Origin of the sequence: Providencia vermicola, from assembly GCF_010748935.1 — a bacterium.
GTDB lineage: Bacteria > Pseudomonadota > Gammaproteobacteria > Enterobacterales > Enterobacteriaceae > Providencia > Providencia zhejiangensis.
In genome coordinates this window covers 2488927-2513530 of the sequence record NZ_CP048796.1, presented here as the reverse complement: position 1 = coordinate 2513530, position 24604 = coordinate 2488927, and the positions used below count along the sequence as shown (strand labels likewise).

Here is a 24604-nt window from a genome sequence, read left to right as displayed (position 1 = left end):
TTATCTTGGTATCGTCTAAGATTAAGTATGTTAATTATTGAGACTGATCATTGTGTTATCCATGATACATCGTGTGATGGGCGATTAAGGATGGCAAGTTGTTTCAAATTATATGTAGCTTATTAATAAATAAGCAAAAATGTATAGTTAATATAAATTCAGTTTAAAATTGCAGTGTCACAATGAAAGTGACTGCATGTCGTCTTAATCATGCGCAAATGACATACTCGCCATTGACCTGCAATGGCGAGTTATTAAGCCTAGTGTTGTGGATTATTTAACTCTTCTAGCGCTTTATCAATAGAGTTATGGAAACTCAGTACGCCTTCAATCGGCGTTACACGTGCACGGGCCAAAGTTTTTAATGGCTGGAATGGAATATCACAAATAACAATGTGAGTATCTTTTTTTACTAGGTCGATAAACTTCTGGAATGCTTCTAAACCACCGGCATCAAGTACAGGAACGGCATCCCATTGCATAACGATCGTTTCATAACCTTCACTTTTGACTCTTAATTCATCAAAAATACGTTCTGCCGCAGCAAAAAATAAGGGGCCATTGACGCGTACGACTAAACGACTTTTTGTTTCATCGGTTTCCGGTAGCTCACTAATTCGGGTCATATTCGCGATACGGCGCATAAACAATAAAGAGGCAAGAACAATCCCTACTGTGATAGCAATAACCATATCAAATAGAACCGTTAAAGACATACACAGAAGTAAAACAATGATGTCATCTTTAGGTGCTCTACGAATAAGGTCAATGACTTTTCGCGCTGAGCTCATATTCCAAGCGACCATCAATAATAAGGATGACATTGCAGCCAAAGGCAGGTAAGAAAGCATTGGTGCCAGTACTAATAAAGTCATTAATACTAATAGCGAATGAATGACTGAAGAGATTGGTGAAGTGGCACCCGCGCGGACGTTGGCCGCTGAACGAGCAATCGCGGCGGTTGCTGTGATCCCACCAAAGAATGGGGCGGCAATATTACCAAAACCTTGTCCAATAAGTTCACTGTTTGAATGGTGTTTTTTACCGGTCATATTATCCAGAACCACGGCACAAAGTAGTGACTCAATCGCACCTAGCACAGCCATGGAAAAAGCGGCAGGCATCAAGGCGGTAATCATTGACCAGCTAATAGGAGCACTTCCGGGAAGCTCCCAAGGTAAAATAAATTGAGGCAAAATAGGTGGAATACCATTACCTTCAGTCCCATCAGGTAATAAGTAACTAAATTGGGAACCAATGGTCGCGACTTGTTTATCAAACAGCGATAGACCCCACATAACCAGTGTTCCAGCCACTAAAGCTGGTAAGTGACCCGGTAACTTTAAACCCAGCTTTGGCCAGTAAATCAGTACCAGTAGTGTGATTATGCCGATCAAGGTATCACTGTATTGCAATGTTGGTAAGGCATTGACCAGTGCAACCACTTTATCAACATAGTTTTCTGGTACATGGGCCATCTGCAAGCCAAAAAAATCTTTAACTTGCATCGTCGCAATAGTGATGGCGATACCAGAGGTAAAGCCTAATGTTACAGAAACAGGAATATATTCGATAAATTTACCGAAACGGGCAAATCCCATTGCCAGCAAAATAATTCCTGACATTAAAGTGGCAACCAGTAGCCCACTTAAACCGAATTGTTGGGAAACAGGATATAAGATCACCACGAAAGCAGCGGTAGGCCCAGAAACGCTATAACGTGAGCCACCAGTAATGGCGATAATAATACCTGCTATGGCCGCAGTATATAGGCCATACTGTGGTGGAACACCACTGGCAATAGCAAGCGCCATTGCTAAGGGAATAGCAATGATTCCAACCGTAATCCCTGCAATTAAATCTTTAATAAAACGAGCAAAAGTGTATTTTTCTTTCCAACATGAATCTATAAGAGCGCTAAAAGGGCGCAAACGATTAATTTTTTTTGTACTCATTGTACCCCACCAAAATAACAGGGTTAAATAACGGAAAATAGAGACCAAAGGATACGCCGAACTCACACAAAAAAGTCTGTTATGTGTCAATGAATTCGCAATTATCATAACGTTTACAGTGACAAAAGTAAAAAAACCTACGAATATTCGGCATTGAACTATCTAAAAAGGGATCCTTAAGATTTTATATTATTGTGATAACCGTTTTTAAATAACACGGCTGATGAATTAAATTTAATTATTGATTAGTCATCAATATTGAAATTAATAGCCAACCCCACGCACTAATGACAAAGACAAGGGCGTAGTTGAAGAGTTTTTTTGTTCCAATCCAACGCTGTTCCATAGACAAAGCATGTTGATTTTTCTTGAAAAGAAACTGTAGAGCTAGGTCAAAATGATGAGCATCGGGGGTTTGGTATAATACTTTAAAGAGATGGTTATCTAAACTGAGTCTAAAAATATAATAATGACTAATAATAAAAAAGACAGTTCCTAAAAAGAAATAAAGATGCTGTGTAAATGAATCGATAAATAAGATTAGTTGGCAAATAAAAGCGAGTAATGATGCGCAACATAAATAACGCCAACTTGCTGTAAAAATAATCATTACATCGCCACATTGCTTATTGGATAAGTGACTCATAATTACGCCCGCTTTGAATAATACTGTTGGTACCAATAATGTAATTGCTCAAGAGTTGCAGCATTGAGGATCACTTGTGGCCTAGCCCGCATGACTTGTTCAATGGCATCTTCAATGCTAACAGCACTACGGCGATGGACTAGCCATGCAACGGCGACTGTCGCACTACGTGAGTAACCGAGTTTACAATGGACATAAACCACGCCATTTTGGGCTAGCGCATCCATTGTCGACATGGCTCGTTCAATATCAGCGGCACTCAGTGGTAACAAATCTATTTGCGGTTGGCTACAGTAAGTTAAGCCGCGACTATAAGAATTACGAGGCCATTCGCAAGTCATGTCGAAAACGGACTGAGCTGACAAATGATACAGTGGGCGTCCTCCCAAAATAAGTTGTTCATTGACTTGGCTGGGTTGCCGACATGCTTTTGCATAGTAATGATAGGTAGCAATAGCAATTAATCGGTAAGGGAGAAGCAATACCCAAGCGGAAGGGGAGATTTGGCCTTCGGGAGTCTTTTGAAATACGGAGGCACCGCACCCGAGATAACCTAATGAAACCATAAATAAGGCAATAGCAGGCCATAAAAATAGCCATGCAGCCCCTTGAATAATAAAAGCCAATAGTAGGCAGGTGATAGCACCTAAGCCATAGTTAATGGTCATCTTTAAGCTGCGGCGGCTTCCTGTGTAGTTCCAATGCCACTTGCTGTCGATTGGCAAAAAATAACTGATCAGGATTCCAACAGCAAAGCCAGTGATGACATCAATAAAATGGTGCTGCCATGTTGTGAGGACAGAAACTAATATGAATAGTGACCAGCCATGCAGTAACCACCGCCATTTTGTTGGGGTATGAGCACGAAAGCGTAACCATAATAGCCATAATAAAATAATGTGTAATGAGGGCGCTTGGTTATAGGGAAGATCAAATAATTCAAGGCTCTCAAACATCCAACCGGCTATTCCACTCGTGTCCGGTCGAGAAAAGCTAAATTTTAAGGGGAATAATAGAAAACCAATACAAGCAGTTAATGACGCGACTATTAAACGGATTCCATGGATCTTTTGTTCTCTTAATGAAGTACACATAAAAAGAGATAGGCCATAAAAAAGGTCAATACTCCAATAAGGAATAATAGTCCAAGATAAAAAAGGAATGTGCTGTTCCCAAGAATATACGTAAGAAGGGACGTTTGTTAATGTGGCAGTATAAGTATTAACTTGTCCATAGGTAAGGAAGAAAAAAGGGGCTAAAAAGAGCAACCAAATAAAAGCGTATAACCCAATTTTTCGTCGTGAAGTAGGAGGTAAAGGCTGATGTGAGGTTGTCATTAGTCTGTCCATCTATGTCCATTTTTGTCCATTTTGTTGTGTATTCTTATGGGAAATACAGGATTTATGCGTTGTGGCGGTACATAAGGCGTTATTATAGCGCCAGAAGTCTAGGACTCTTTAATTAATCAAGACATAAGGTGAACGAAGTCACCTTATTTATCAAAGAGAATCGCTGAAATAGGGATTATCGGCGTCGTGCAATAGAAACGCTAAATATTCCCCAGTTATCAATTAGCTGATTAAGTTTTTCGAAACCGGCATCTGCAACAAGTGAATCCATTTCACCTTGGCTACGGCAACGCATGACCCAAGCTTGACCACCTTGATGGCTTGGCAATACACGAGCAATCATTTCAACTTGTGGATGCCATGGTTGGCAAGTGTAGATAAGCAATCCACCGGAAGGAATGGCGCGGGATAAACCATTTAAAGAGGCACGAATTAAATGATTATCAGGGAAAAGTTCATATAAACCACTGACAATACCTAGTGTTGGGGCAGGGGTAATGGCGGCTAAGTTATCGGCATCGAAAGCATTACCTTCTTCAAAAGACGCTTTATCTTCAAGATAGCGCTCTTTGATATGTAGTCGTCCTTGTTCAACGTTAACAGGGCTGTAATCACGTAGGAGGACCGATTCTACCTTGCTATAGTCATTGATGGCATCGAATATATAGCGCCCTTGTCCTGCTGCAATATCTAAAATACGTACGGGCTGGTGGTTATCATTGAGGTCACGGATAGCTTGTCTGATCATGTTCTCTATATTGATTTTGCGTTGGCGAATCCCTTGCCAGCCGATGCTATCAAGATATTGTCTATCGATGATGCGACCAAATAAGCCGTTACCTTGAGCCTTATCGCGATAAATGTAGTCAAGGGTAGAGCCTGAATCGAAACCTTTATCATAACCTATACGTATGCCTTCTGAAGCTTTACCTAGCGTACTCATAGACTTGCTAAGTAGTTTATAACCTAGATGTTTAGGGTTCCAGAGGGGGAGTGGTTGAGTAAGTTCGCGATAAGCGTCAGCACTCACGCTCCAAGTATCTTCATATTGATAATTATGTCGGTAATGAGGTAATGAAAAGAGTTTATCTATAAATTCACGGATTTTAGCGATAGGTATATGACGTTCTTTTTCCCCGAGCGTGTCGTGGTAAAAGTTTGCTAATACATGTTTTTCTTTGATCGGGGTGTTTAAACGTTCATAGAATTGATGCTGGGGTTTATGGTGTACAACGTGATCGCTACCGGAAATGAACAATTGTGTCGGTAGCGTAATTGCACCGGCATCGGCAACGACTCTATCAGCCGTTTTATATAATTCGAGCAAAATGTTGACAGCAATAGGGCGTGTAATTAATGGATCTCGATTAAAAGAATCAATACGTTTTTGATCATGAGTTAAAAATTTTGCTTTAACATAGGAGTTGACATAAAACAGGCCACGCATTTTTTGCATTAAAGCAAGCCCAGTACGAGCAAAAGGAACGTATAGCTTAACCTTGAACGCGGGAGATGCAAGGATCATTCCCCGAATGGGTGGCGCATAGTCATGCACCCAAGTAGACACTAATACAGCTCCAACACTTTGGCCGATAACAATAATATTTTCTAATGGAATTTGATATTGAGTGGAAATATAGCGAATAAACTCATCAACATCATGAATTGATGTACCTAAAGAGGGACTGTAACCGCGAGGGCCATCATTACGGCCGTGTCCCCGAGCATCCCAGGCAAACATGGCATAGTCGGGTAAATTTAATTCATCGACAAGATGAGCGACTCGCCCAGAGTGTTCATGCCCTCGGTGAAATAAAATAATCGCTTTATCTGTTGATTGTTCTGTTGGCCAATAGCGATAAAACAAAGAAGTGCGGTCACTGGTGATAAATTGTGATTCAACGACAGGGCGTTGAGTCGCATAGTCTTCCTGAATATTCATGGAGTTTCCTTATTATGCGCCACTTTTGTGCTGAGTTCATTCAGAGCTTTGCGGGTACGGTTATAGCAGGTATAAAGCAACAATAAAGAAAGGAGAGCAAATACCATGGTAAACCAGTTTGTGGTCATCAGTTGTGGGAATAACGCGATAACGAGTCCAAATGTCCCAAAAATAAAAGCACGGTCACTTTTACCTATAGGGCCATCATAACGTCGTGAAGCTCCTATAGCTTGAGCCACGACACCAATAAATTCAGTTAAGATAGAAAGAAAGAGGAGCAGTAATATCCACCCAAAACTATGAGGAAATAGTAGGACAAAGGGAAAATACAATGCGATATCGGAAACAACATCACCGATTTCATTTAACATTGCGCCAAGATGGCTTTTTTGATGATATTCACGAGCAAGCATACCATCAATGGCATTTAAGGCCATTCGAATGAATAATACAAAGGGTAATAGAATAAATAAGTGTGGATTTGGAAAAATAAACAGTAGTGCGCCGACTAAAATCGATAACAGCATTGCAGCAAGCGTTACCTGATTTGCTGTTACACCAGCGTCATAAAGTTTTTTAACGATAGGGCGTAGCAGGTTCTGAAATTTGGGTTTCAGATCGTAAATTGTCATCCATTCATCCTTGCTAATCACAACCATTATGTTGCAAATATACACTATATCAATACGCTATTATCTTTCTACCGCAATAAGATCTATCCTAAGTTAGTGCCTTGATGGGGGACTCAACAAGATTAAATTTCAGTGTGAGCGTTATTAATAATTTGATATTAAATGATATTTTATATCCGTTAAACAAAAGAGTTGTTTTCAAATTTGTCAAATATAATCATGTCGCTGCTTGTGAGCAAGATCATCATTCAATCTTAAATGTTATCAGAGTGTAGAATAGATTGATGATATTTTGACAGGTAGACATAATGAAATAATAAGGTGAAGGGGGTGTTTAATTAATAATAAGTTGAAGAACACCGATAAAATCAAAATCCTCCAGCCTGTTTAATCATATTCATTATTGTGCCGATGAAGGATAGATAGGTAAGGTAGCCATTCTGCTATCTGGCATGAATAAAATGTAAGACATAAAAAAACATCTTAATAGAAGATGTTTTTTCGAAAAGATGGAAGAATAAGTTAATTTTAACCGTGACTTTATTGTTTAAATTAGCGGTTCATCAATCACATATTTATTCGCAATATTTAATCTCATTCGTTTAAATTGGCTCGGTGTCATGGTCGTCATTTCTTTAAATTTTCGACAAAAAGCACTGTGGTCTGCGTATGCACATTTGATGGATATTTCAGTAATTGAATGGTCTTCTTCAAGTAATTCTATAGCATGTTCTAGGCGTTTTTTTTGAATATATTGTTGAGGGGTAATGTTAAACACCGCTTTAAATTGACGATTAAGCTGTGATAATGATAAACCTGATATGTCGGCAAGCGTTGTTATTTTGATCGGGGTATCAAAATGGTGACTAATAAATTTTTCAACTTGATCTAACTGTTTATTTAATTTTTGGCTTACTGACTTTTCGTCTTGTAAATCAACAGAAATCCCTGCTACACCAATAACGTGGTTATGGGTATTGAAAATAGGGACTTTCGTCGTAACACACCAACCTAGCATTCCAGCTTTATAAAGATGTAACTCCAGTTTATTAATAACACTAATTTTTTTCTGCATCACAAGATAATCTTGTGAACTGTAACTGCGGCCTAATTCAGAATGAAAGATGTCTTCGGCACGTTTTCCAATGACGTCATCAACAGTATTCATTTTACAACGCTTAGCGAGATTTTCATTCGCAAGAAGATATTTTGCATTTTCATCTTTAACAAAAAAAGTGACATTCGGTAATGTATTAATTAACGGCATGACGAGACCGAGGTGATTTAATAATATTTCAATATTATCAACGGGAAACAGCATATTTTCCTGACTAATTAACAGCAATTTATTTAAATTAATCATGCGGCCTCCGGCAGGTTCAACAAATGTGATTAGTTCTCTGAAATATTTTTATATTGTGCTGAATTGCGCATCAGTGTGCACGAAAGATATCAAGAATCTTTAACAATAATCAAGCATTCTGTTAACAATTAATGTGAACAGAGGATGTGATATGCACAAGCGTTATACACAAATTGAGGTAATTGACTCCCATACGGCAGGTGAACCAACGCGATTAGTCATTGACGGTTTTCCTGATCTTGGTAACGGCAGTATGGCATCGCGTTTACAACGATTAAAAAACGAATATGACCCATGGCGTACGGCCACCATACTTGAGCCGCGTGGCAATGATATTTTAGTTGGCGCACTACTTTGTCAGCCGCAAAACCCACAAGCCGCTGCGGGCGTTATATTTTTTAATAACGAAGGTTATTTAGGCATGTGTGGACATGGCACGATTGGCCTTGTGGCTTCTTTAGCTTACCTCGGAAAAATAACAGTGGGTGAGCACAGGATTGAAACACCGGTTGGTGATGTGCAGGCAACATTACATGCTGACGGAAGTGTGAGTATTCAAAACGTTTACTCCTATCGCTATCGCAAAGCTGTCAGCGTGAATGTTCCGGAAGTCGGCATTGTGACAGGGGATATTGCATGGGGAGGAAATTGGTTTTTTCTTGTTGAGCAATCGCCATTAGCAATTCATCACCGTAATAGCAAAGCATTGACGGAAATTTGCCTGAAAATCAAATCAGCGTTAGCCGAGCAAAATATCTATGGAAAAGATGGTCAAGAGATTGATCACATTGAACTTTTCGCTCCTCATTCACAAGCAGATAGCCAAAGTTTTGTATTGTGCCCTGGTGGTGCGTATGACCGTTCCCCTTGCGGTACTGGTACCAGCGCTAAACTCGCTTGTTTAGCCGCAGATGGAAAACTCAATGAAGGGGCACTTTGGCATCAGGCAAGTGTGATTGGGAGCCAATTTGAAGCCAGTTATCTCTGGGCCGATGGTAATGGCATCATCCCAACGATTCGAGGGACGGCATATATTAGCGGTCGTAATACCTTGCTCATTGATGAAGAAGACCCGTTTCGCTGGGGGATCACGGCTTCGTGAGAGGTGCCTATGGACAAAAAATATTCCGTTATTGTGGTTGGTGGCGGCATTATTGGATTAAGTATCGCGCTTACGCTACAGGCCGATGATATCGATGTTTTGCTTGTGGAAAAAGATCATATTGGTGCTGGTGCTTCATTTGGTAATGCGGGGCATATCGCGACTGAACAAGTATTTCCTGTCGCCGACCCAGCGATTTTAAAAGCGATTCCGGCAATGCTATTTGATCCTCTTGGTCCTTTGCGTTTGGATTGGCGCTACCTATTGCCCTTAACACCGTGGTTATTGCGTTTGTTAGGTAATATGCGTCATAAGCCTTTCATGCATATTCATCATGCACTTTCTACGATTAATGGTGTAGCACTTGCCGCATGGCAAGAATTCAGCGCCCAATGGCAATTAACCGAGTTAGTCAAAATTCAGGGGTCTTTATTAGTCGTTGAAAAAGAAGCCTCCGGTGAAAAGTTACAAAAGCAAGGTGAATATCTCAATTCAATAGGGGTTAGTAATCAATGGTTGAGCCAAGCGCAATTGTTAGCACGTGAGCCAGGGCTTGCGAACAACCAATTGGGCGGGCTCTACTATCCGGATACTGGCCATGTTGTCGACTTAAAAGCGTTACACACTAAATTAACCGAGCATTTTGTGAGATTAGGTGGTGAAGTGCTCTCTCAATGTGAAGTGACTGCCATTCACTCTCCCTCAAGTGAGCGCGTCATTTTAACGACAACCAAAGGGCAGTTAGTTGCTAAACAGGTCGTTATTTCAGGTGGTGCCTTTTCTAAATCATTAGTGAACATGGTCAGTCGTATTCGCGTGCCACTTGAAACTGAACGTGGGTATCACTTAATGCTACCGAATGAAACGGATCGCTTGAGCATACCTGTCTCAAGTTTAGATAGACGTTTTATCATGACGCCAATGAAGGGGGGGTTACGTCTTGCTGGCACCGTTGAGTACGCAGGATTAAAACGTCCTGCCAATATGCAACGTGCCCGCCATTTTATTCCTCTTGCTAATCCCATGCTTAAAACTCCACTTAATGAAAACCAACGTACTGAGTGGATGGGGTTTCGCCCCACGCTATCCGATTCTTTACCAGTTATTGATAAAAAAGGACCTTACATTTTTGCTTTTGGCCATCAACATTTAGGGCTAACTCAATCGGCAATCACCGCCAAAATTGTGCATTGCTTGTTTAAAAAACAACCGACACCAATCGATTGTTCCCCTTATTCAATTGAGCGTTTTATTTAATATTTTAAGGAGATTTAATATGAATTTTCATGGCATCGTCGTTCCAATTGTGACACCTTTTCATGATGATTATTCTTTAAATATCAGTGGATTGGCTAAGTTAACCGAAACGTTAATCGAAAAGGGGGTATCTGGCCTAGTCGTCTGTGGTACGACTGGAGAATACTACGCATTAAGTGAAGAGGAACGTGAAACAGTTCTTAAGACAGTAAGTAAAATCGCCAAAGGACGAGTCACTCTAATTGCGGGTATTAATGACTTATCTACCGAAGGAGCGATTAAACGAGCGCATCAAGCGGAATCCTTAGGTTACGAAGGATTGATGCTGTCGCCTCCTCCCTATAGCTTGCCTGATCAACAGGGTGTGATCGCGCATTATGAAAAAGTCGCTTTAGCAACGCCATTGCCGATCATCATGTATAACTTCCCTGCTCGAATTGGTATTGAAATTGAATATGACACCGTAGTGCATTTATCTAAAGTTCAAAATATTGTCGCCATTAAAGAAAGTAGTGGGGATTTCAGTCGAGCGCTACGCTTATTGCAAACCCCGTTTGACAATTTTGAAGTGATTTGTGGGTGTGATGACCAACCCGTTGATTTTTTCTTTTGGGGAGCGAAAAGCTGGATTGCAGGTGCTGGAAATGTCTTTCCAGCAGAGCAAGTCGCTATTTATAACGCGGCACAGCAAGGTGATTGGTCAACAGCAAAACGCATCATGTCCGAGATTTATCCTGCCATTTATTCAATGGAGTCGGGAGATTATAACCAGAAAGCCAAAGCCGGTTGTATCAAGGGCACTGTTGATGTTGGCCCAGTAAGAATGCCGCTATCAAATATCTCACCACAGCAACAACGTGATTTTCTCGCTCTGATTAAATAAGGAGAACCCATGAAAACCACTAAAGAAGAGGTGTTTAAACGTGCACGTGCAGGTCAATTATGGGCAGGGAACTTAATCGATAACTATCGTGATAGTGGCGCAAAACTGGAAAACCGCACGCCTATCGACGATAGCCTAATCGGTTTTATTGCAGATGGTAATGCTCAAGATGTTGAAGCCGCGGTATTGACCGCAAGGCGTACTTTTGTTGAGGGTTGTTGGCAAAATTTATCACCCCAAGAGCGCAAACAGGTAATGCTGCGCTGGGCTGAATTGATTGAATATCATAGTGAGGAACTGGCGGCGCTCGATTGTATCGATGCAGGTAAACCAATTACTGAATGTTTGAATACGGACATGCCAGCAACGGTGGAAACCTTTTATTGGTATGCAGAAGCGCTGGATAAAATGTTCGGCAAAGTAGCCCCAACGGGTCAGCAAGAGTTGGGATTGATTGTTCAAGAACCTATCGGGGTTGTTGGTGCTGTTTTACCGTGGAATTTTCCAGCGCAAATGTTTGCTTGGAAAGTGGCGCCAGCGTTGGCTGCCGGTAATTCGGTAATCGTGAAGCCCGCAGAATTAACCTCACTTAGCGCTTATCGAATGGTGGAACTGGCTTATGAAGCCGGTGTACCAAAGGGCGCTTTGAGTTTAGTGTGTGGGCTAGGTGAAAAAGTAGGAGAGGCGATAGGTCGGCATAACGATATTGATATTGTTTCTTTTACGGGGTCGACTAACGTGGGCCGATTATTCCTTAAATACTCCGCTGAAAGTAATTTAAAAGAGATAGTCTTAGAATGTGGTGGTAAAAGCCCACAAATCGTTTTTGCCGATGCGGATCTCGATGCCGCAGTACCACATATTATGGCCTCCGCTTTCTGGAATATGAGTGAAAATTGCAGTTGTGGTTCGCGCTTAATTGTTCATGAAAGCATTCATCGTAAACTGTTAGATAAGCTTGTTACTGCAATTGCGGATTGGAAAGTTGGCAATCCGATGGATGAATCTGTTTCAATTGGGCCAATGATCGAAAAAGCCCATTTTGAAAAAGTAAAATCCTTTATTGAATTGTCGTTACAACAGGGCGCAAAAAGGGTGGCTGGGGGCAAAATTCACAGTGAACTCGGGAGTGGTTGGTACATTGAACCGACGATATTCGACAATGTTACTCCGGAGATGTCACTGTTTCAAAATGAAGTGTTTGGCCCCTTACTTGCCGTCTCCACGTTTTCTAGCGATGAAGAGGCTATCACTCTCGCCAATAAGACTCACTATGGGTTAGCGGCTTCATTTTACAGTCAGAATGTGCACCGAGTCATGAAAGTGGCCCGCCAAATTAATGCTGGCACGGTATCCATTAACGGATTTAGCGAGGGCAACATTACCACGCCGTTTGGTGGATTTAAACAATCCGGTTTTGGCGGAAAAGATAATGGACTGGAAGCTTTCGAGCAATACACACAAACAAAAGTGATTTGGATGATCCACCATTAATTCCTTGATAGACCTGAGCTTATTAAGTTCAGGTTTTTTTTTACCTTGCAAACATCATGACAATAACGAAGGAGTACTCATATGGAAGCCATCGTTAACACGCTCGTTGGATACATTTGGGGTAATGCTTTAGTGATTTTATCACTTGGCGTTGGTCTCTATTTTACATTAGCTACACGCGGTGTGCAGTTTCGCTATTTGATTAAAATGATCTGTTTACTCAAAGAAAATAAAGCATCAAAAGAGGGGATTTCGTCATTCCAAGCATTTTGTTTAGCCTTATCAGGTCGTGTTGGTGTCGGTAATATTGCTGGTGTTGCAACGGCTATTGCCGCAGGTGGGCCAGGGGCGATATTTTGGATGGTTGTCATGGGGCTCTTAGGGGGTGCGAGTGCGTTTATTGAGTCAACTCTTGCACAAATTTATAAGCAACGCTCTGATGGGCAATATCGCGGCGGTTCACCTTACTATATCGAAAAAGGGTTAAAGCTAACGCCGTTTGCTATTTTTGTTGCGGCAGTAATTTGTCTGTCTTACGGCGTATTGGTTCCGGGTATTCAAGCCAATACGATAGCTGATTCATTCCAAACATCGTTTAATATTCCGCCTGTGGTGACGGGATTAATCGTGACATTACTCATGGCATGGCTAATTTTTGGTGGTGTTAAACGTATTGCTAGCGCAGCGGACAAAATTGTTCCATTAATGGCACTCGCTTATATTGTGATGATGGTGATTATTTTATCTAGCCATTATGACAAAGTGCCCGCTATGTTTAGTTTGATTTTCCGTAGTGCGTTAGGGATGGATGCGGTATTCGGGGGGATCGTTGGGACTGCTGTCTCCTGGGGGGTTCGTCGAGCTGTATTTTCGAATGTCGCTGGTGCAGGGGAAGCCACTTTCAGTTCCGCAGCCGCAGAAGTGAGTCACCCTGCAAAGCAAGGATTGATTCAAGCTTTTTCCATCTACATTGATACGGTGTTAGTGTGCACAGCCTCAGGGCTGATGATTTTGGTCACTAATATGTATAACGTCTTTCCTGATGGGAGCTCGACTGCACTCATTGAACATATACCGGGCGTCGCGGCGGGAACGGCATGGACACAAATGGCGGTTTCAACAGTCTTTGAGTCAACGGGCTCAGGGTTTGTTTCAGTAGCGGTCTTTTTATTCGCTTTTACCACGTTGATGGCTTATTACTATATTGCGGAAACGACGATTGTTTATTTGGATCGCAAACTCAAATACCCTATTTTAAAGCTGCTGCTAAAAATTGTCTTTTTGGTCATTATATTTATCGGCAGTATTCAATCCGTTAGCATGATGTGGAGCTTGGGTGATATTGGTTTTGGCAGTATGAGCTATCTAAACTTAATTGCGATTGTGTTTTTATCTAAGCCAGCTCTTCGTGCGTTACGTGACTATGAGAGACAAGAGAAATTAGGTATCGACCCTGTATTTGACCCCAAAGTAGCCGGTATCGAAAATGCGGAAGTATGGGAAGAAATTAGTCGCGAATATCAATCACATCATCAAGACAATAAGCAGGAAGAAACAGAGAAACGACTTACAACAGAACAGGATAAATACTCAGAGGACAGGCAGTTATAAATAAAATGGCGGTGAGGGAGGGATTCGAACCCTCGATACGTTGCCGTATACACACTTTCCAGGCGTGCTCCTTCAGCCTCTCGGACACCTCACCGTATTTTAAATACCTTGTTGCAGTGCTAGATAATAACTCGTACTGCAACGGGGCGCTACTATAGGGAAAAGTGGGCCTTGCGTCAACTCCCTATTGATGCTTTTTAACAGTTTGATGGTCTGTTTAGTTAAATAAAAAACAATTTGGTTACTATCTAATCTTTCGACGAGGATCTTTAATAATTATAAACTTCAAGTCTTAATTATTAAATTCGTTATCCGCTTAACAAAACCTCAATCACAGCGCTTATCATTCGTTGCATTCGCTTGAAAATAAAACATTTTCGACACACTCTGTGGTAAACACAAGAGGAGTTGTCATGAATATTCTATTTTATCATCCATTTTTTGATGCCAATGAGTGGATAGACGGCATGAAAGCAAGACTTCCACAAGCCAATATTCGTCAGTGGGTTAGAGGCGATAAGCAAAGTGCCGATTATGCTATGGTTTGGCTACCTCCTTATGAGTGCCTAGCAGGCCGAAAAGATCTTAAAGGCATATTTGCCCTTGGTGCGGGGGTTGATGCTATTTTAAAACAAGAGCATGAGAACCCTGGCACTTTACCCGCTGGCGTTCCATTAATGCGCTTAGAAGACACAGGTATGGCACAACAGATGGAAGAATACGCAATGGCGAAAGTGCTGTATTACTTCCGCCGCATGGATGAATACCGTCAATTTCAATCACAGCGCCAATGGAAACCTCTTCCAGCCAATCGACACGAAGAGTTTGTGGTGGGAGTCATGGGAGCAGGGGCCTTAGGGCAAGCCGTCGCCAAAAGACTGGTAGAGTTTGGTTTTCATGTGAGAACTTGGAGCCGAAGCGAAAAACAAATTCATAAAGTGAAAAGTTATTATGGGCAGGATCAATTAAGTCGCTTCTTGCAGGGCACTCGGGTAATAATCAATTTACTGCCGAGTACAGCACAAACCGTCGGTATTTTAAATCAAAGCTTATTTAGTCAGTTACAAAAAAATGCCTATATTATTAACTTGGCTCGAGGCTCTCACCTAGTTGAGCAAGATCTGCTGGCAGCACTTGACTCAGGTCAGGTTGCGGGTGCTTCTTTAGATGTATTTGCCAGTGAACCATTACCTCAGATGCACCCTTTTTGGACCCACCCACGTGTGGCGATAACCCCTCATATTGCTGCTATTACTTTACCGAAAGAAGCGATGGATATGATCAGTAGCAATATTCAACGAATTGAAAATGGACAAGAACCTGTTGGTGTTGTTGATATGCAGCGGGGGTATTAAGGTATACTTGAGAGACTTCAAACGGTAGGCGAGTGCGAGAGAACATTTTCCTGCGTTTAGGTGTGCTAGCCATAGAGTGATTGGTATGGCTAGCCGCTGATTCGTTTTTTGTCTCACTACGTTTGGAGTGATATAGAGTATACTTATGATAAGTTATCGCGTAATGCAACACAGGAAACTTAAATGAACGAATTTTCGATCGTTTGTCGTATTCTAGGAACGCTTTTTCAACGTGCTCCTGATGATAGCGTGGTTAAGCCACTACTGGATATGATCGCCCAAGATAAACTGAAAGCATCATGGCCATTAGAGCAGGATGAGTTGTGGGCACGTATGGCCAAATCGGTTGATATGAAAGCTATCGTTGCTGACTATCAAGCTTTATTTACTGGTGAAACACCGGCAGTTTCAGTATTCGCTCATGATTATGATGAAGAAATAGCAGAAGCCGAAATTCGTGAATTTCTTGTTGAAAGAGGAATGACACTCACTGCTGGCCGAGTCGATGCGTTTGGTGCGTTGCTATTGGCGGCATCATGGTTGGAAGATCAAGCGGCAGAAGATGAAATAGCAGCCCAAATTGAGTTATTTGATAGCTTTATCTTGAGCTGGTATGGGGCATTTTTGGGAAAAATGGAAGCACATGCAACAACCGCGTTTTATCGTACATTAGCTCAAATTGCTCGTGATGCAGTTATTGCACTGCGTGACGAATTAGAATCAGAGTGACGCTGTCACTTTTGCGATTCACTCATTCAGAGGGAGCTCCATCCTATAGGTGAGCCGTTTCTCTTTATGAGGGACTATTCTGACGATAAGTTTTGTGTTTTTGAACCTGTTATAGGTTGCTCATGTGCAACATTAGCGGTGAAGTTCTTTCTAATAAGACGAAATAGCAAAAAGGCAACGTATTATTCGTTGCCTTTTGTGCTGTTTTCAATCGAAAAAATTTATGGATGTCACTCGACTAAAGGAATAATTAACTTCCCAGGTTTAATTTCTAACCCTTTAGCGAGTTTTTTCGCGGTTGCTTCAGCTGCACCATTGTCAGGATTTAACACATAAACGGGTTGTGTTTCAAAAAAAGTTTCCAGTGAACTATTTAAATAAGGGATGACAGCGGCGATAGCGGTATCCATATTTTCTGGGGTCACTTGATATTGGCTAATATTGAGTTCTTTTAAGTAAATTGACCCTGTTTTTACATCAAAATAGGGACGGGCTGTCAATGTTAATGCAATTTTAGCCTCTGTTTTACCTAATAAAGTGTCTAAGTTGACGGTTGCATCACCTGTTAATGCTACTTTTCCGGGCTCACTACGACCAATTTCTGATTTCAAGTTAGCTAATTGAATATCTGCATCAGCCACACCGGAAATACCGACTTTATGGTTATATTTAACTTTTGTCGCAAGATATTGGTTAAGTGTGTTTTCACTGATAGAAAATTCAGTGATTTGACTACAGCCAGTCAGTATCGTCAAACAGCCAATCATTGCCGCCAAGATAAATTGTTTCATAAACACTCCTTTTACAGTAACCCCATTATCTTATCCTATAATTGGGGTTAGTTGGTCTTCTGTTCTGATTTTTATTGGTGAGCGTTACAATTTATGATTGCTTGAGTCACTTAAACATACGTTGAATTAGCCACTTAGCATGGTGGATTCAATTTTTTTGCGGTTAAACTGTTTATGCAGTGCCCACAGGGTAATAAATCCAATCGTTCCTAATAAGAACCAAGGTAGTTGTGGTACATTCCATTGATGACCGATATCGTACATCCAGCCGCCACCAGTGTAACCAACTGCGCCACCTAAGGCCAATCCCAAGCGACTAAACCCCATATAGCTGCCGCGGGCACGGGGATCAGCCAGTGAAGCACTTAGCGTTTCCCTTGCAGGATCTGCGGTCACCGTGCCTAAATAGAATAAACAAATTAACCCAAAAAGAACCTGTAATGAGCTTGTCATGCCAATCGGGAACATGCTTAAACTCATTAAAAAGAGTCCTGCCATCAAACGTTGCTCGAGTCGAAAATGCTTTTCACTCCAACGAGCGATAGGATAAAGCAACGTTAATGAAATCATCGCTTCAATCGCATACATCCATTTTACTGCGGTTGGGGTACCTGCCAGCTCATTAACAACGATGGGAAACATCAACATCACTTGTACGGATAACATAAAATAACCGGCGAGGGTAACAACATAGGTGACAAAGCGTTTATCTTTAAGAACACGCCCCATGCCTTCTTTGATTGGTGTTCGAACCGTTGAAATACGATAAGCCGGTAATAACCAAGCATTGCAGATTGCGGCAATCACGAAGACGAAGGCACCCGCCCAACAGACATAATGGAAGTCATATTGGAGTAGCCAGCTGCCAATCAGTGCGCCGATCACTGCACCAGCACTATCTTGCATCAAAAGTAGCGAATAAAAACGGCCACGCTCATAGGGACGGGTTAATTTGATAACTAATGCCGTTCTGGGAGGGTCAAATAAGGTGCCACCTAATGCGGATAGTATGCAGGATAGCCACAGCACCCATGGGTCATGAGCGATTGCCATTAATGCAAAACCACAAGCTCTCAGTAACATGCCTATGACAATCATTGGTTTGGCACCAAAACGGTCTGCAATAGCGCCACCAAAAATGCCTAAACCCTGTTGCACAAATTGCCTAAGACCGAGTGCAAAGCCGACAATGACTGCCGCCCAACCTAATTGGTCAACAAAACGGATGGAAATTAATGGAAACACGACAAAAAAACCTAGAACAACCAACATATTGTCTAGGAGTAAAAAATATTTACCCAGACTTCTCGCCTGTGATACCTGCGCCATGACACACCATCGTAAAAAATAACAAAGAAGGAAGGATTCTTAATGTCTCCCATCAATAATATCAGTAGAATAGGCAAGGGAAGATGATATTTTTTTATCGTTAGAACGATGAGTTATTAATGTTTTATTTTTTAGCATTACGCCGTTTCTGGTGATTCAATTTTAAAAGGGTTAACGATGTTTGGTTATCGAACAAATGAGCCAAAAGTACGTCTTGTGACAGAAAGAATGGTTGTACGTTTAGCGTATGAGCGTGATAGCTATCGGTTAGCGGATTATTACAGCGAAAATAAAGAGTTTTTAAAACCATGGGAGCCGACTCGCGATAGCTCACATTTCAATCCATCAAGTTGGAACAATCGTTTACACCTAATGACCGAATTGCATCGTCAGGGTAATGCCTATCATTTTTTATTATTAGATAATCAAGAAAATGAAGTGATCGGTGTTGCTAACTTTAGTAATGTGCTGCGTGGCGCTTTTCATGCATGCTATTTAGGCTACTCGTTAGGTGAAAAATGGCAAGGGAAGGGATTGATGTATGAGGCTCTTGCTCACACTATCCGTTATATGCAAACACATCAAGGCATGCACCGGATTATGGCGAACTATATGCCACATAACCTGCGTAGTGGCAATCTATTAGCACGTCTTGGTTTTGAACGAGAAGGTTATGCAAAACAATATTTGCAAATTGATGGTCAATGGCGTGATCATGTTTTAACAGCACTTACCAATGAAAATTGGAAACAAATAAAACCTTGATTAAGTGTCTTGCTCAATATGCTGAAGAGCTGCTAAACACCAGCCACTGGCTATGCTCGCTGGGTTGTCGCTTTCAGTAGACGAGTAAAATCCGATTTTAACTTTTCAATCATAGTCAGTTATGCTCTGCACTGATAAACTGGCACGATTGTTTTCTTTTAGTTTGCCTATCATGAATTTATTAAAATCATTAGCAGCGATAAGCTCCATGACGATGATGTCTCGAGTGCTTGGGTTTATCCGTGATGCTATCATTGCTCGAGTATTTGGGGCTGGAGCCGCGGCAGATGCTTTTTTTGTTGCATTCAAACTGCCCAATCTGTTGCGCCGAATTTTTGCCGAGGGCGCATTTTCACAAGCGTTTGTGCCAATATTAGCGGAATATAAGAATCAACAAGGCGATGAAGCAACCCGTACTTTTGTTGCTTATATTTCTGGAATGCTGACATTGGCTTTAGCCATTGTGACTGTCCTTGGGATGATCGCCGCACCATGGATAATCTATGTCACTGCACCCGGTTTTACCACAGATGCCGATAAATTTGCGTTAACCACCGATCTCTTACGTGTTACTTTCCCCTATATTTTCTTGATCTCATTAGCATCACTGGCAGGGGCAATATTGAACACTTGGAACCGCTTCTCGGTCCCCGCGTTTGCCCCGACCCTTCTGAACGTGAGTATGATTTTCTTTGCTGCATTTGCTGCCCCTTATTTTGATCCACCAGTGATGTCATTGGCTTGGGCGGTTATTGTAGGAGGGGTTTTACAGCTGGTCTATCAGCTCCCTCATTTGAAAAAAATCGGTATGCTTGTCCTCCCGCGGATCTCTTTTCGTGATAGTGGGGTTTGGCGAGTGATGAAAATGATGGGGCCAGCTATTATTGGGGTGTCGGTCAGTCAAATTTCTTTGATTATCAATACGATCTTCGCATCATTCTTGCAGTCAGGTTCCGTATCTTGGATGTATTACGCCGATAGGTTGATGGAATTACCTTCCGGTGTTCTTGGGGTTGCGTTAGGGACTATTTTATTGCCATCACTATCAAAAAGTTTTACGAGTGGCAATCATCAAGAATACCGTCATTTAATGGACTGGGGGCTACGCCTTTGCTTATTGTTAGCCTTACCTTGCGCCATTGGATTAGCTATTTTGTCAGAAGCATTAACCGTGTCTTTATTCCAATATGATAAGTTTACGGCGCATGACTCGTTGATGACACAATATGCATTGATGGCATATTGTGTAGGGCTTACCGGCATGATTTTAGTGAAAATTTTAGCACCGGGTTTTTATTCTCGTCAGGATATTAGAACGCCAGTTAAAATCGCTATTGTTACGTTAATCTTAACGCAATTAATGAATTTAGCCTTTATTGGGCCAATGAAGCATGCAGGTTTAGCGCTGTCAATTGGTTTGGCGGCCTGTTTTAATGCTGGGGTTCTGTATTGGCAGTTACGCAAACAAGAAATTTTCAAACCACTTGCAGGTTGGAAAGTCTTTATTTTTAAACTCATCGTCGCACTTATTGTCATGGCAGCGGTTCTGTTTGGTGTATTGCAGTTTATGCCAGAATGGCAAGACGGGAATATGGCCATGCGCATGTTGCGTTTAATGTTTGTCGTGATTATCGGTGCGGGGAGTTATTTTGCGGCTCTGTTTGCTTTAGGCTTCCGCCCAAGGGATTTTAAAAAGCACAGCATTTAACATTATTTGTTGATTCATATATAAAAAACGCGCTGTTTTGGGCGCGTTTTTTATTATTAAGATACCTATAAAAAACCCATATCCTAGGATATGGGTTGATGGTCAAGCGGTATATTACATGCGTTCGACAGTTTCGATGCCTAATGTATCTAAGCCCGCTTTCAAGGTTTTTTGAGTTAATAGTGCGAGTTTTAAACGGCTTTGACGTTGTGCATCGTTTTCAGCAGTTAAAATAGGGCAGTGCTCGTAGAAACTAGAGAACAGACCTGCTAAATCATACAGATAAGCACACATGACATGAGGCGTACCATCACGTGCTACCATCAATATTGTTTCTTCAAACTGCATGAGACGAGTAGCAAGTGCGAGTTCACGAGGATCTTGTAACGCCATTGGCTGAGTCAGATCAGCTTGTGTGATGTTGGCTTTTTTGAAGATTGAGGCGACACGGGTGTAGGCATATTGCATATATGGCGCGGTATTTCCCTCGAAAGCGAGCATGTTATCCCAATCAAAAATGTAGTCTGTTGTACGGCTTTTTGATAGATCCGCATATTTAACGGCACCAATACCAACAACATTAGCAACATTATTAAGCTCATCTTCGGGCATATCAGGATTTTTAGCACGGATTAGAATTTGCGCGCGTTCGATCGCTTCATCTAATAAATCAGAAAGGCGAACGGTGCCACCAGAACGTGTTTTGAAAGGTTTGCCATCTTTACCTAACATCATCCCGAACATATGGTGTTCAAGTGACATAGACTCAGGAATATAGCCAGCTTTACGAACAATGGTCCAAGCTTGCATCAAGTGTTGATGCTGACGTGAGTCAATATAGTAAAGAGCACGATCTGCATGCAGAACCTCGTGGCGATATTTAGCACAAGCAATATCGGTTGTTGTATATAAAAAACCGCCGTCTTTTTTCTGGATGATGACACCCATTGGTTCGCCTTCCTTGTTTTTAAATTCATCAAGGTAAACGACGGTGGCTCCTTCGCTTTCAACCGCTAAGCCTTTGGCTTTAAGATCCGCAACAATCCCTGGCAACATATCGTTATAGAGACTTTCACCCATCACATCATCTTCAGTCAAAGTAACATTGAGGCGATGATAGGTTTGCTGATTTTGTTGCATGGTGATATCAACCAATTTACGCCACATTTTGCGGCAATACTCATCACCTGATTGCAGTTTCACCACATAACCGCGCGCACGTTCGGCAAAAGCCTCATCTGAGTCATAATGCTGTTTCGCTTCGCGGTAAAACTCTTCGAGATCAGCCAGTGCCATGTCACTGGCATTTTCATTTTGCATCTTTTCAAGATAAGCAATGAGCATACCAAATTGGGTACCCCAGTCACCTACGTGGTTAGCGCGGATCACTTTATGACCTAAAAACTCTAAGGTACGGGCAGCAGCATCACCGATAATCGTTGAACGTAAATGGCCCACGTGCATTTGTTTAGCGACGTTCGGGGCAGAGTAGTCGATAACTATCGTTTCAGATTTCACGGGTGATAAGCCAAGGTGGTCACTGCTCAATGCGTGTTCAGCTTGGGTCGTGATCCAGTTTGGCTCAAGAAAGATATTGATGAAACCCGGCCCAGCAATGTCTATTTTGCTTGCAATACCTTCAAGATCTAAATGGCTGACAACTTGCTCGGCCAGTTGTCGGGGATTGATGCCCATTTTTTTCGCTGCGCCCATGACACCATTTGCTTGATAGTCACCAAATTGGGCTTTTGCTGATTGACGCACAAGTGCATCACTGCCTTCTGGGGCTCCCGCTGCCTGCATTGCAGCACTGATTTTATCTGAAAGAATAGCCTGAATATTCACCGGATTACCTTAAATAACGAACATAGTTAGCGCATTGTGCCATTACACGCGCAGAACTAAAAGAAAGAAGAGAAAATTCGGCAGGTTTTATACCATATTTTTGAGGAGTCGTGCTACAGTCAAGCCGTTTTATTCACTGTCTGCTGATCATTCTTCAATTTGAATGAGGATACTCACGACGAGTGATTTAACACACGAAATATTAATGTATGAAAAAGAGTATGTTGAATGACTGAATTTGTTGAAGTGCTTGAGTTGCATGATTTGTGGAATGCATTACCTGAGTTTGAGCAAAAATTAGCGAAGATGGCGGCAGAGTTATCTCTTTCACTCACTGATTATCAGATTGACCACATTTCTGTTCGTTGCCATCATATCGAGACAGCACAACGTTGGCAAAAAGGCCTATTAAAATGCGCTCAGCTTTTATCTGAAAATGAAATCAACGGACGTCCTATTTGTTTATTTGAGCTTAATAGACCTTTAGTGATTGCAGCTCAGGAAGTCTCTGTCGTTGAACTCCCTTTTCCAAAAGATAAAAGGTATGCCCAAGAATCATGGGAACATATTGAGCTGGTGATGAACGTCGCGCCTGAACAGTTAGAAAGTGCGGCGCTTGACCTGTTACCTCAACCGCTACCAGAAGGTTATAGCGTGAAAATGAGCCAGCCTAAAGGGCAGAGTGAAAGCTTGCCAAATCCAACATTAGCAGTCACTAATGGGGAGATAACGGTAAAATATCACCCTTACACGCTAAAACAGGTGATAGAAAGCGAAAAATAAGTGATGCAATTAACGTTATGACTAATAATTCGGAAAAAACTGTTCATGGTGTGATATCTATCCGATAACGCTCAGAAATTAATGGCATTATTAGCTAAATGTTAACGAATAACAGGCTCATATTAAGTTGATGAATTAAGTTTTAACGTCAGAGTTTGATTCTATCTTTGGAGGTGGTCATGGCAAAGCTGGAGATTTGCTGTTTTGGTATTGAATGCGCTCAAGTCGCCCAAGAATATGGCGCTGATCGCATTGAATTATGTTCTGGTGCAGCTGATGGTGGCCTAACACCGAGTTATGGGTATTTAAAGTTAGCAAACGAAAAACTGCATATTCCCGTTCACCCAATAATTCGTCCTCGCGGCGGTGATTTTTGCTATGACACAAATGAATTTGATGTGATCAGAGATGATTTGATTATGGTAAAAGAAATGGGCTTTCCTGGTGCTGTCATCGGTATCCTTGATACCGAAGGGCGTATTGATATTGATCGTATGCATATATTGATGGAAATAGCACAAGGAATGCATATTACTTTTCACCGTGCCTTTGATATGTGTATTAATCCATTGCTTGCCCTTGAGCAGTTAAAAAACTTAGGTGTGGCTCGGATCCTGACCTCTGGACAACAACAAAATGCAGAGTTAGGTTTACCATTACTGAAAGAGCTAAACGAAAAAAGCCGAGAAATCAATGGCCCAATCATTATGGCTGGCGCTGGGGTACGATTAGCCAATTTAAGTAAGTTTATGGAAATCGGTTTGACGGAAGTGCACAGCTCAGCGGGTAAATCAGTTCCCTCAAGCATGAACTACCGTAAAGTTGGTGTGACGATGGCATCAAACAGTGAAAATGATGAGTTTACACATTACTGTGTTGATGGGCCAACAGTTGAGGCAATGAAAGATTTTATTTCGATTACTGAAAAAATTTCGGCATAGCGGCGACGTTATTCAACAATAGAACGATAAAAAAGAGGGATATTTATCTCTCTTTTTTTTGGTCAGTTAATCAATATTAGCAATATATCATCGAATGTATTCTTTTCACGATAAATAATATACC

General features: G+C 41.6%; 20 protein-coding genes and 1 tRNA gene. 11 read left to right on the top strand and 10 right to left on the bottom strand.

What is annotated here, in order from left to right; genetic code table 11:
* Positions 1 to 260 precede the first annotated feature (260 nt).
* The 6 genes from dauA to G3341_RS11195 form a co-directional block, all read right to left on the bottom strand.
* Positions 261 to 1955 (bottom strand): C4-dicarboxylic acid transporter DauA, encoded by a 1695-nt coding sequence (dauA, locus tag G3341_RS11220; protein WP_154623335.1) that lies wholly within the window; start codon positions 1953 to 1955, stop codon positions 261 to 263.
* Between the two features lie 238 nt (positions 1956 to 2193).
* Positions 2194 to 2601: a hypothetical protein gene (locus G3341_RS11215; RefSeq protein WP_154623334.1), complete on the bottom strand. Its 408-nt coding sequence runs from the start codon at positions 2599 to 2601 to the stop codon at positions 2194 to 2196.
* A gap of 2 nt (positions 2602 to 2603) precedes the next feature.
* Positions 2604 to 3938, bottom strand: a complete 1335-nt coding sequence (locus tag G3341_RS11210; RefSeq protein WP_163861905.1) for a phosphatase PAP2/dual specificity phosphatase family protein — start codon at positions 3936 to 3938, stop codon at positions 2604 to 2606.
* Between the two features lie 187 nt (positions 3939 to 4125).
* Entirely contained in the window at positions 4126 to 5892 is a 1767-nt protein-coding gene (locus G3341_RS11205) for a bifunctional alpha/beta hydrolase/class I SAM-dependent methyltransferase (RefSeq protein WP_163861902.1), read from the bottom strand.
* Positions 5889 to 6524 (bottom strand): CDP-alcohol phosphatidyltransferase family protein, encoded by a 636-nt coding sequence (locus G3341_RS11200; protein ID WP_154623331.1) that lies wholly within the window; start codon positions 6522 to 6524, stop codon positions 5889 to 5891. Before G3341_RS11200 ends, G3341_RS11205 begins: the two co-directional genes overlap by 4 nt.
* A gap of 547 nt (positions 6525 to 7071) precedes the next feature.
* Entirely contained in the window at positions 7072 to 7887 is an 816-nt protein-coding gene (locus tag G3341_RS11195; protein ID WP_163861898.1) for a helix-turn-helix domain-containing protein, read from the bottom strand.
* A gap of 151 nt (positions 7888 to 8038) precedes the next feature.
* Here G3341_RS11195 and G3341_RS11190 point away from each other — a divergent pair, with 151 nt between their 5' ends.
* From G3341_RS11190 to G3341_RS11170, 5 genes are all read left to right on the top strand, one after another.
* Positions 8039 to 8989 carry a 4-hydroxyproline epimerase gene (locus G3341_RS11190; protein WP_163861895.1) on the top strand — a complete coding sequence of 317 codons (951 nt, stop codon included), beginning with the start codon at positions 8039 to 8041 and terminating at the stop codon, positions 8987 to 8989.
* Between the two features lie 9 nt (positions 8990 to 8998).
* On the top strand, positions 8999 to 10246 hold the full coding sequence (locus G3341_RS11185) for an NAD(P)/FAD-dependent oxidoreductase (protein ID WP_154622276.1): 1248 nt from the start codon (positions 8999 to 9001) through the stop codon (positions 10244 to 10246).
* A 19-nt stretch (positions 10247 to 10265) separates the two neighbouring features.
* Positions 10266 to 11129 carry a 4-hydroxy-tetrahydrodipicolinate synthase gene (dapA, locus tag G3341_RS11180; protein ID WP_154622277.1) on the top strand — a complete coding sequence of 288 codons (864 nt, stop codon included), beginning with the start codon at positions 10266 to 10268 and terminating at the stop codon, positions 11127 to 11129.
* 9 nt (positions 11130 to 11138) lie between these two features.
* A complete protein-coding gene (locus tag G3341_RS11175; RefSeq protein ID WP_163861891.1) occupies positions 11139 to 12623 on the top strand; it encodes an aldehyde dehydrogenase in 1485 nt (494 codons plus the stop codon).
* An 81-nt stretch (positions 12624 to 12704) separates the two neighbouring features.
* Complete coding sequence (locus G3341_RS11170) at positions 12705 to 14234, top strand: alanine/glycine:cation symporter family protein (RefSeq protein ID WP_154622279.1); 1530 nt, start codon at positions 12705 to 12707, stop codon at positions 14232 to 14234.
* Between the two features lie 6 nt (positions 14235 to 14240).
* Here the strand turns inward: G3341_RS11170 and G3341_RS11165 are convergent.
* Positions 14241 to 14328 (bottom strand) — tRNA-Ser (locus G3341_RS11165).
* Positions 14329 to 14647: 319 nt separating this feature from the next.
* Here G3341_RS11165 and ghrA point away from each other — a divergent pair.
* Positions 14648 to 15589 carry a glyoxylate/hydroxypyruvate reductase GhrA gene (gene ghrA / locus G3341_RS11160; protein ID WP_154622280.1) on the top strand — a complete coding sequence of 314 codons (942 nt, stop codon included), beginning with the start codon at positions 14648 to 14650 and terminating at the stop codon, positions 15587 to 15589.
* A 183-nt stretch (positions 15590 to 15772) separates the two neighbouring features.
* Positions 15773 to 16318: a TorD/DmsD family molecular chaperone gene (locus G3341_RS11155; RefSeq protein ID WP_154622281.1), complete on the top strand. Its 546-nt coding sequence runs from the start codon at positions 15773 to 15775 to the stop codon at positions 16316 to 16318.
* Positions 16319 to 16548: 230 nt separating this feature from the next.
* Here the strand turns inward: G3341_RS11155 and G3341_RS11150 are convergent, their stop codons facing one another.
* Positions 16549 to 17109 carry a lipoprotein gene (locus tag G3341_RS11150; RefSeq protein ID WP_154622282.1) on the bottom strand — a complete coding sequence of 187 codons (561 nt, stop codon included), beginning with the start codon at positions 17107 to 17109 and terminating at the stop codon, positions 16549 to 16551.
* A 126-nt stretch (positions 17110 to 17235) separates the two neighbouring features.
* On the bottom strand, positions 17236 to 18438 hold the full coding sequence (gene mdtH, locus G3341_RS11145) for a multidrug efflux MFS transporter MdtH (protein ID WP_163861888.1): 1203 nt from the start codon (positions 18436 to 18438) through the stop codon (positions 17236 to 17238).
* A 177-nt stretch (positions 18439 to 18615) separates the two neighbouring features.
* Here mdtH and rimJ point away from each other — a divergent pair, with 177 nt between their 5' ends.
* Entirely contained in the window at positions 18616 to 19203 is a 588-nt protein-coding gene (gene rimJ / locus G3341_RS11140) for a ribosomal protein S5-alanine N-acetyltransferase (RefSeq protein WP_154622284.1), read from the top strand.
* Between the two features lie 172 nt (positions 19204 to 19375).
* The gene (gene murJ / locus G3341_RS11135) at positions 19376 to 20911 is read left to right on the top strand and encodes a murein biosynthesis integral membrane protein MurJ (RefSeq protein WP_154622285.1); all 1536 of its coding nucleotides are present in this window, start codon (positions 19376 to 19378) and stop codon (positions 20909 to 20911) included.
* Between the two features lie 114 nt (positions 20912 to 21025).
* Here murJ and argS read toward each other — a convergent pair whose 3' ends face one another.
* Complete coding sequence (argS, locus tag G3341_RS11130) at positions 21026 to 22756, bottom strand: arginine--tRNA ligase (RefSeq protein ID WP_163861885.1); 1731 nt, start codon at positions 22754 to 22756, stop codon at positions 21026 to 21028.
* Between the two features lie 228 nt (positions 22757 to 22984).
* On the opposite strand from argS, the gene G3341_RS11125 reads away from it, so the two are divergent.
* Positions 22985 to 23539, top strand: a complete 555-nt coding sequence (locus G3341_RS11125; RefSeq protein ID WP_163861883.1) for a VOC family protein — start codon at positions 22985 to 22987, stop codon at positions 23537 to 23539.
* 179 nt (positions 23540 to 23718) lie between these two features.
* A complete protein-coding gene (cutC, locus tag G3341_RS11120; RefSeq protein WP_154622287.1) occupies positions 23719 to 24480 on the top strand; it encodes a copper homeostasis protein CutC in 762 nt (253 codons plus the stop codon).
* Positions 24481 to 24604: the final 124 nt, after the last annotated feature.